Genomic DNA, 9,150 nt, shown 5'->3' with positions numbered 1-9,150 from the left:
GGTTTATAAAATGTACGTACAAATCCGAAAAGCAGGCAAATACGAATACATTTATGTGGTTGAGGCTTATCGTAAAAGCAACGGAAAAATTGCCCATCGAACTATAGATAAAATCGGACGCTACGATAAACTTAAAGAATTAAACCCTAATTTTCTTGAAGAACTTAAAGCCAGCGTAAAAGAACAAAGTGAAAGCATAAAAGTAAACATACAACACAACGCTGTAGAAAATTTTATTAAACATAACAAAAAGGTCAAAAACAGCACTCCGGATTCTCCTGAATTTGCCGGATTTCCGCTTTTTAATTATGCCAACTCCGTTATTTTCATGATTTGGAAAAACATTTTAAAGCTTGAATATCGCTTAAAATATCTGCAAAAACAATATCATCCCGATTGTGATGCCAATACGTCAGATCTGCTTTTTCATCGAATTCTTGAAAAAATTCTGCACAAGTACATTAAGCCAAGCTCAAAAACAATCTATTTTATTGGTGATGTCTATGATCCTTATGAAGAACTACTAGAATATAAAAAAGTTAATTCTTTACTTAATGAAGAAATTAACGATATTTTAAATTTTCTAATTAAGATTTTTGCCAAAGAAGCAAATTTACCCTGGATTGAAGATCTGGAAATATTATCTGCTAACGCTGATCTTAAAAACCGCTTAAATAAAATATTAACCGAACATCCTGAACATCAGTTATCCGCAAAAGAAATCAATACTCTTACCAACAATTTGCAAAAAGCCCATAGTATTAAGCTTGACGTGCTTGAAGTGCTGATAAGTAAAATCATTTTGAAAATTATTTTAAAACGTCTTAATGAAGAGCAGATTTTTGTAAGCGAAAGTGATATTGAAAACGCCTTAGGCTCTGCCTTATTAGTACCGTGTTTAAGTGAAAGCGGAAAAAATAAAATTCTCTATATCAAGGTGTTTTCTGAAAACAATAAATTATTAAACAGTATATTGACGGTTTTTGGTTTAAAACCGCTTTTAAACTGTCAGGTAAAATCAGAACTAAGCCGTCGGCTGAAAATGCGTTTTAATAATGACAGTGATGTTTTATCGCAAAAATTACTTGATTTTTATTCTTAAAAAGCATCTTATGATGCTAAATAATCAAGTTTTTGCCTAAGATAAAAATTAAATGAACGGTGAACATTAATTTTTCATGGTATGGACTGGTCTATGCTTTAGGTTTTATTTTATTTTTAATAAAACAAAATCCTAAAAATGATGACAACTCCTTTTACTACAGACTCTATATAAGTATATATGCAGCCATTGGCGCGATCGTCGGCGGAAGACTTTTCTACATCGTTTGTTATGAGCCTGATTACTATATTCACCATCTTTTAGAGTGCTTTCAAATCTACAAAGGCGGAATGTCTTTTCACGGGGGACTAATAGGATTATCCGCATCTGTCTTTTTAGCTGACAAAAAAAACTTCTGGAATAATCTTGATAAGGCGGCATTAATTGCAATCGTTGTTTTACCTATAGGTCGAATCGTAAATTTTATAAACGGCGAATTATGGGGAACGCCAACAGCTCATCCGTGGGGAGTTGTGTTCCTAGGAGCTGACTTTCAGCCTCGCCATCCCGTACAAATTTATGAAGCTGTCTTTGAAGGTCCCTTTGCCGCTCTTGTTATTTATGCGTTAAAAAATAAATTGTCAAAATCCGGCGATATCGCATGCGCATACGGTATTTTTTATGCCTTAGCACGATTTATTACAGAGTTTTTTAGAGAGCCGGATATCCCTGTAGGTTATATATTTACGTTTTTCTCATTAGGCCAAATTTTATGCTTTATCCAATTAATCGTCATATCTATAATTTTTAAATATAAAAGGACAAGACAAAAAGCTATCTGCCGAAAATCTGATTAAGAACGCTAAAACTTTCCTGCATGTAATTAAACAGGTCTTCGCTGTGATCCAAAAACGGCGACAAATAAAAAATAATTAAAAAGGCACAAACACCGCTTTTAATCGGCATTGACAAAATAAAGACATTAAGCTGCGGTGCAAAACGATTGATAAGACCTAAAGCGATATCGCATAACAAAGCTACCAAAATAAAAGGAGCACACACCAGCACTGTTTGTTCCATCATCCAATTAAGACTTTGCGCTGAAAAAATTGCGGTATTTGAAGACAACAACGCCGGTAAGAATTCAGTGGGAGGCCATGCTATAAAAGTCGTATAAAAAATATTTAAAAACGCTAAAAACGCTCCGGACGCGAAAAACAAAGTGACCATCGCAAGAAATAAAACTGAGCCCAAAGGAGACGATTCCGCCCCTGATAAAATATCGGCACTTTGTGCCATTGAGGCACCGCGCTGGTTATCGATAATCACGCCAGCAGACAACGCGACGTAAAAAATCAACGAACATAGCCAGGCAAAAATAATTCCTATAAGAATTTCTTTTAACACAATGATAATAAAGCCAAAGAAATCTCCAACGGCAGAAAAAGACAAAGGCTCAATGATAGTGAGCATAAACGGGTGCAGCGGAATATACAAAGCAACGGTTATCGGCATTTTAACGGCAACTGAAACCTGAGGTCCGAAAAAAGGAACCATGGCAATAAAGACGCCGATACGAATAGAACCTAAAATAAATGCTGATAAGTGAAGAGAAAAGGCATCTGTACTAAATAAATCAAGCAGTGCATTCATAACTTATTGCAGCATAAAGAAATGATCAAATATATTCTGGCTGAATCTTAACAATTCATTACTAAACCAGCCGGCAGTCAAAAACAAAGTAATGCACACTGCAATAAGCTTAATTCCAAAAGATAAAGTCTGTTCTTGCAGCTGCGTAATTGCTTGAATTAAAGACAATAAAACACCTACTACTGACGCTACCAAGATAGGAGGAAGCGATAAAATCAGCACCAAATAAAAGCACTGCGAAATAATATCAACGACTTCAGCATCCATAGCGCTTTCCCATTTAAAATCTTTTATTCGTGCCGAAATATGAATTCAACAACATTTGTCTATTAAATAAGCACCTTACTTAATACTATATCTTGCAGTATAGCACATCAATATCTGTTGATAGAATTGTTGCTCTTTATAGAAAAACACCTGTTTTAAAAGTTTAAAATTAGATTGTTGTCATACAATTTACACTACAATATTTAATATAATAAATCTGAAGAAATTCGGAGGCCAGACGTATGAAAGTTGAAGAAAAATCGTATCACGGACAAAATACCCCTTCCGAAGTAAAAGAAAAATCTCATGCTTCGTCTGAAGATGTGAAGCTTTTTGAACGAGTAAAAAACGAAGAAAAAGATCCTAAAAAGCATTTTGAAGACAAAAATAGTAATGCTTCAAGTCAAAATGATTTGTCTTCTATCTTTTCATCATTATTAAATCCTGCCTTAAATCAAGACAAAGCATCATCTATTAATATTCAACAGCCACAGGATAACTCTATTGAATCACAAGATTTGTCTAAGCTTGCCAACGAATTAGTAGAAAAAATACTTGTTTCCGATCCCAAATATACAAGCGGCAGCGAAGTTAGATTAACCCTCGGGCAAAACTCAGGCTTATCCGGCACGGAAATCATTTTAAGAAGAGATCTTGACGGACTTTTAAGTGTGGTAATAAATGCCCATAATCAAGATCAATTTAAGAAACTCGTTTCCGTACGTAATGATTTAAACCGCGCTCTTGAAAAACATGAAAGTTCAAGATTGCGTCTTGAAATCAACGATCCGGAGAATAATGAAGAGGCTATAACAGATTCTTCTTTAAACGGACCAAATCCTTTTTCATCATAATAGAGCTGAAAAATTATAAGAAAAATAAAAATAGTACAAAGAGAACATTTATACTAAACTTTAATAAATACTATAAGTTAGGTTAAGGTTTTTCCCGTGCTTACTCTCGAACGTTCAAAAGTTATTTTTCTAAATGCAATACTTCCGCGGCTTAACGGAAATATTACTTTTTGCGACTACGACTTTACCGCATCGCCGCAATCTTGTGTTGCTTTAACGCTAAATGCCGCATCCTCTCTTTTTGCCGTGCAAGTCTATAATTTTGACTTTTTAAAAAATTATCCCGAACTTAACGCTAAAACTCCTGACAATATTCCGGCTCCGCTTCTTTGCGCCGCTTTTGAAAAATCTTTCCTCCCCTATCTGCAGAAAACGGGATCTGCTATAGACACTCAAATCACAGTACTCGATTATATTGATGAAGATGGATTACAAGCCTTCCGCCATCATATAGACGTTAATTATAAAGACGCAGAAAACGATCTTATTTTCAACCTGCGTCTTTTTGCCAAAGATGACAATGCTTTTTCCGCTATGCTGCAAAGAATCACCTCTTTACCTAAAATTAACGTTCCGCTTGAAGATCTGGTTCTTAACTGCGATTTTGTTATCGGTTCTCTTAAACTCACTCTTGCCGAAATAAAATCTTTAAAGGCCGGAGATGCCGTCATTTTTGACAGCGAATTTATAAAATCAGGTAAACTAAACTTTGTTTGTGAAGGTTTACAGGCCCCTGCTCAATATAATGCAGAAAAGCATCAGATAACATTATTGTCATCCTTACAAAAAACCGATTCTGGAGACGACATGGCAGATTCAGAAGAATTAACAACTATAGAAGATGTTGAATTAACCATCAATTTCTCTCTTGAAAGCATCAAATTGCCTTTAAGTTCCATAAAAGAGTTAACCGAAGGCAGCGTGCTGGACCTTAATAATTCAGCTCTTGAAAACATTGCCGTAAAACTTGAAGGAAAGACTATCGGCTACGGTCGAATCATCGAAGTCGGCGGCAAAAATGCCCTTCAAATAACCAGGATCTGAAAGTAATGGAAACAACTACATCCATAAGCAATCCTATTAATCTTATTTTTCTCATTGCTTTAATGGGATTAGTCCCGTTTTTCCTTACCTTAGCAACATCATATATAAAAATTATTGTTGTTACCTACCTTATAAGAAACGCACTTGGAATCCAACAGGTTCCGCCCGGAATGGTGTTAAGCGGACTTGCCATGATCTTGTCGATTTTCGTTATGGCTCCTGTCGGCGTAAAAACCTACGATCTTCTCCAACAACAGGACGTTTCAACGGTTGAAACATCTCCGTATAACGTTTTGGAAATAGCGGATAACGTTTCAGGACCGCTAAAAAACTTTCTGCAGCATAATACCGATGAAAGGATACTAAATGCTTTTACCAATACTGCACAAAGAATTTGGCCTCAGGAAATTCATAATGTTATTTCTAAAGACAGCTTAATTTTCATTATCCCGTCTTTTGTTATTTCCGAGCTGACAAAAGCCTTTCAAATAGGATTTTTACTTTATCTTCCTTTTATCGCCATTGATTTAATCATATCTAATATTTTATTGGCCATGGGAATGATGATGGTTTCGCCAATGACCATATCTTTACCGTTTAAATTAATGCTTTTTGTAACTCTTGACGGATGGCTTAAATTAAGCCAAGGTCTGTTATACAGTTACTCTTACTGATATTACGAGAAAAAAATGAAGATTTCACCTGAGAACTTTGAAAAATACACCATCTTAACCGTCGAAGGCAGAGTAGACGCTACAACGGCTGAAACCTTTTACACACAAACCGCCGAGTTTCTGGAAAAGGATAATAAACCTCTTCTTCTTGATTTTTCTAACCTTGAATATATCAGCTCAGCCGGTCTGCGCTCTGTTTTAAAAATTGCTAAAAACTGCCAGACCAAGCACCTGTTTTTTGCTTGTTTTGCCCTACAAAAACCGGTAGCTGATGTTTTTAAATTCTCAGGATTTAACACAATAATAAAAATTTTTGCAGATAAAGACAGCGCGATTGCTTCTTTAACCTGTTGAGTTAGGAGAAATTGTATGGAAACCATCACTCTTCCGGCAACTATCGACACCCTAACCGTAATAAACAAAATTTTAGAAAAAACTCTTTCCGGTAAACTTGAACACATGCTGTTTAAGACAGAACTTGTGGTTGAAGAGCTTCTTGCAAATATTTGTTCTTATGCTTACGACGGCCAAAACGGCGGTAATGCTTACTTTGTTTGCGGAGAAGTAAATTTTGACGGAAAAAGCTGCATCATGATTCAAATTACCGATGACGGCAAAGCATACGATCCTTTTTTAAACTGTAAAGATCCTGATTTAAACGCTCCTCTTGAAGAAAGACCGATTGGAGGTCTGGGGCTGCATTTAGTAAAAGAAATAGCAACGCATTATGCTTATTTTAGAATTGACAACAAAAATCAGACACAAATTATTCTTGATATTGATAGTAACGACATGTAGTGTCTTTGCCGGGTATCAGGCGCAAGCAAATAGTGTTTCTCCTGCAATTTCAATGTCGGTAACAACCGAAACGGTTAATGCCTTACCTTTTGCCGGAACTAAACCTATTGAAAAACGCATTGATTCAATTGACGTATATAAATTAGCAAAAAACGCCTACAAACTGCGTTATTCCTTAATGCTGCCAAATGATTTGCTGCTTAAATTTAAGGGATCAAAAGGTTTAAAAGAACTTATTCCTTACATTAACAAAGCAGCAAGGCTTTCTGATGTCGATGCAGCTTTAATCGCTGCCGTAATAAGAACGGAGTCATCTTTTAACCCTAACGCCATTTCAAATAAAGGAGCACGCGGACTGATGCAGCTAATGCCAGAAACAGCTGCTGAACTTAAAGTAAAGAACCCACATGATCCGCAGGAAAATATTACGGCCGGAAGTCGTTATTTAAAAAAACAGCTTACAAAATTTCAAAATACTGATTTGGCTCTTGCCGCATATAATGCCGGTCCCGGAAACGTTATGAAATATAAAGGGATCCCGCCTTTTGAAGAAACCAAAAACTTTGTGCAAAAAGTTAAATCTTATTATCTCTACTATAAAAACGAAAATACTTTTAAATAACTCTCCCACTTCTTATCAAAATAAATATCTTTTACGTGTTATTAAACAAACAGTTACTGCCTATGCATACCTACTTAGTCAATACAAATTTGATTACCCAAATGCTAAAAATCTCAAAAAATCGCTCTATGAGCAAGTGCTAAAAGCGATCCAAGATCACTTAAATCATGTTGTAATCTGCAAAGACTAAAGCTTTTCAGATCAATGTTTTTAAGACGCCGTAAAATAAGATACAATTCAAAAGAGAATTCTTATAAATAACTTTCTCTCAAGCAATTTCCGCAAATTTGTATTAAGAGGCGGCCGTGATTAGTAAGATATTTAGATTTTCATTGCGCACAAAAATCATCCTCATCACCACCTGCTTGCTTCTTTTGGTAGTATTCAGCATATGTTATTACCTGCTTAACACCCAAAGACAAAACTACATAAAAAGAGAAATCGCCTTTCAGGAGTCAACTTCAGGTCTGCTTGCAGATTCTGTATCAAGTCAATACTTTAACTATATCAATCAGCAGATTATCGAGTTATTAAACGAAAGAATAAATCTTAAAAACAAAACCAGCATAATCGAATATTACAATAACTTCATCAGCAGCCTGTCAGCAAAAGACTACAAAAATCTGCTTAATAACCAAAGTCATGAAATAAATAACTTTAATCTGCACCTGTTTGTTTACGATCATGATACCGACTGCTATTTTTATAATGATGCCGACAGCGATTTACTGACCGCATCCGGAACTGCCCAAGCAAATCGTAATATTCAAAACACTTTAAAAGGAGAAATCTCTCCATCAGGCTATTTTCTGGCTATAAATCACGATAATGACTATTACCTTGCCTACTTCGTGCACAACCGCAAAAATAATCGTTCTTTTGCTTTAGTTAAAAACATCAAAGAATTAAGTGACAGATATAGTAAAGACGATCAAATCCTGCTCAACTCCGTAAGGGAGAGCCTCAACTTTATTAACGAACATTGGTCAGGACAAATTTTAATTTTTAAAAATGATAGAGTTATTTTACAAACGGATCCTAATTCTAATTTAGGCTCTCAGCTCCCTTTTGAATACTTAACAAGAAGTAAAGAGCAAAATTTCCCTACAGAACTTGTTTCTCTTGATAAGCAGTACTTTTTAAAAGTTAATTACTTTAAATCACTGGATTGGTATCTTGTCAGCATCAGAGATTCAGATGATGTTTTTGAACCGATTCTTGCGTTGACAAAATTCGTCATTATGGTCGGTCTTATTACAGTCCTAATAGCATTTATGCTGATCTTCCTCTTTACCCGCAGCATAACAGCATCTCTATCCAATTTAAGTAAAAAAGCATATCAAATCGCCAAATCCGATCTGTCAGATCCTAAAGCAATGGATTTGATGCTCTCTGATATAAAAGCAACGGGAACAGATGAAATCGGAACTTTAGAAAAAGCCATCGTTCATATGGGTAAATCCATTAATGACAATGTAAACTCGCTTATCACTATAAGCTCAAAGCAAAGCCGTATTGAAGGTGAATTAAACGCTGCCCGCGATATCCAGAAAGGATTGCTGCCGTCAGAAGACGCCCTGCCTCAAAGCAAAAGCATCTCATTTGCTTCATGCTTATATCCTGCAAAAGAAGTTGCCGGCGATTTTTACGATATTTTCAGAGTAGACGATACTCATATTGCTTTTGTTATAGGTGACGTATCCGATAAAGGCGTTCCGGCCGCTCTTTTCATGTCAACAACCATAACTATGATGCGACAGGCATTATCACTAGGAAAAACTCCTGCATCAGCACTTACAAGCGTAAACAAGCGTCTTGCAGAACGTAATCCCAATATGATGTTCGTAACCATGATTGCCTTAACTTTGGATGAAACTACCGGAATTTGTACTATTTGCAACGCAGGACATTGTCCGCCGATTGTTATTAGTAAAAATGAAGTTTTAGAGCTTGAAAATCTTTCAGGTGCCGCAGCCGGTGTTATGGAAGATCTGCAATACTCAGAATTTACCTATAAACTAAACAAAGGACAAAGTTTAGTTCTTTATACGGACGGAATAAGCGAAGCACAAAACGAAGTAGGAAACTTCTTTGGCGTAGAAAAAATACTACAAATTCTCCAAAATACCGCGCACTTATCCTCAGAAGAAATTCTTAATAAATTAAATAATGAGGTATCAATTTTCAGAGGAAACG

At 35.7% G+C, this 9,150-nt stretch carries 11 protein-coding genes; 9 read left to right on the top strand and 2 right to left on the bottom strand.

Annotated features, from left to right (window positions below; translation table 11 throughout):
• Together QZ019_RS07960 and lgt are read left to right on the top strand one after the other, a co-directional pair.
• Positions 1-1,102 (top strand): hypothetical protein (locus QZ019_RS07960; protein ID WP_295483968.1); only part of this gene is annotated, 1,102 nt, incomplete at its 5' end.
• A gap of 59 nt (positions 1,103-1,161) precedes the next feature.
• Positions 1,162-1,899: a prolipoprotein diacylglyceryl transferase gene (lgt, locus tag QZ019_RS07955; RefSeq protein WP_249084996.1), complete on the top strand. Its 738-nt coding sequence runs from the start codon at positions 1,162-1,164 to the stop codon at positions 1,897-1,899.
• On the opposite strand, the gene sctT is transcribed toward lgt, so the two are convergent.
• Both sctT and sctS read right to left on the bottom strand, forming a co-directional pair.
• Positions 1,877-2,695: a type III secretion system export apparatus subunit SctT gene (gene sctT / locus QZ019_RS07950; RefSeq protein ID WP_009143396.1), complete on the bottom strand. Its 819-nt coding sequence runs from the start codon at positions 2,693-2,695 to the stop codon at positions 1,877-1,879. The two genes, lgt and sctT, sit on opposite strands and share 23 nt — an antisense overlap.
• A 3-nt stretch (positions 2,696-2,698) precedes the next feature.
• On the bottom strand, positions 2,699-2,962 hold the full coding sequence (gene sctS / locus QZ019_RS07945) for a type III secretion system export apparatus subunit SctS (RefSeq protein ID WP_009143395.1): 264 nt from the start codon (positions 2,960-2,962) through the stop codon (positions 2,699-2,701).
• 242 nt (positions 2,963-3,204) lie between these two features.
• Between sctS and QZ019_RS07940 the strand changes: the two genes are divergently transcribed.
• The 7 genes from QZ019_RS07940 to QZ019_RS07910 form a co-directional block, all read left to right on the top strand.
• Positions 3,205-3,816, top strand: a complete 612-nt coding sequence (locus tag QZ019_RS07940; RefSeq protein WP_009143394.1) for a hypothetical protein — start codon at positions 3,205-3,207, stop codon at positions 3,814-3,816.
• A gap of 96 nt (positions 3,817-3,912) precedes the next feature.
• A complete protein-coding gene (locus QZ019_RS07935; RefSeq protein WP_295483963.1) occupies positions 3,913-4,860 on the top strand; it encodes a FliM/FliN family flagellar motor switch protein in 948 nt (315 codons plus the stop codon).
• Positions 4,861-4,865: 5 nt separating this feature from the next.
• Positions 4,866-5,534 carry a type III secretion system export apparatus subunit SctR gene (gene sctR, locus QZ019_RS07930; protein ID WP_295483961.1) on the top strand — a complete coding sequence of 223 codons (669 nt, stop codon included), beginning with the start codon at positions 4,866-4,868 and terminating at the stop codon, positions 5,532-5,534.
• Between the two features lie 15 nt (positions 5,535-5,549).
• Positions 5,550-5,888 carry an STAS domain-containing protein gene (locus QZ019_RS07925; RefSeq protein WP_295483959.1) on the top strand — a complete coding sequence of 113 codons (339 nt, stop codon included), beginning with the start codon at positions 5,550-5,552 and terminating at the stop codon, positions 5,886-5,888.
• A 15-nt stretch (positions 5,889-5,903) separates the two neighbouring features.
• A complete protein-coding gene (locus tag QZ019_RS07920; RefSeq protein WP_295483954.1) occupies positions 5,904-6,332 on the top strand; it encodes an ATP-binding protein in 429 nt (142 codons plus the stop codon).
• A 52-nt stretch (positions 6,333-6,384) separates the two neighbouring features.
• Positions 6,385-6,954, top strand: coding sequence for a lytic transglycosylase domain-containing protein (locus QZ019_RS07915; RefSeq protein ID WP_277296591.1), 570 nt, complete (start codon positions 6,385-6,387; stop codon positions 6,952-6,954).
• Between the two features lie 305 nt (positions 6,955-7,259).
• A partial coding sequence (locus QZ019_RS07910) for a SpoIIE family protein phosphatase (RefSeq protein ID WP_295483951.1) occupies positions 7,260-9,150 on the top strand: 1,891 nt, incomplete at its 3' end.

It is taken from the genome of uncultured Succinatimonas sp. (assembly GCF_905203285.1).
GTDB lineage: Bacteria > Pseudomonadota > Gammaproteobacteria > Enterobacterales > Succinivibrionaceae > Succinatimonas.
The sequence above is the reverse complement of the archived record's forward strand: the minus strand, read 5'-3'. Positions and strand labels throughout refer to the sequence as shown.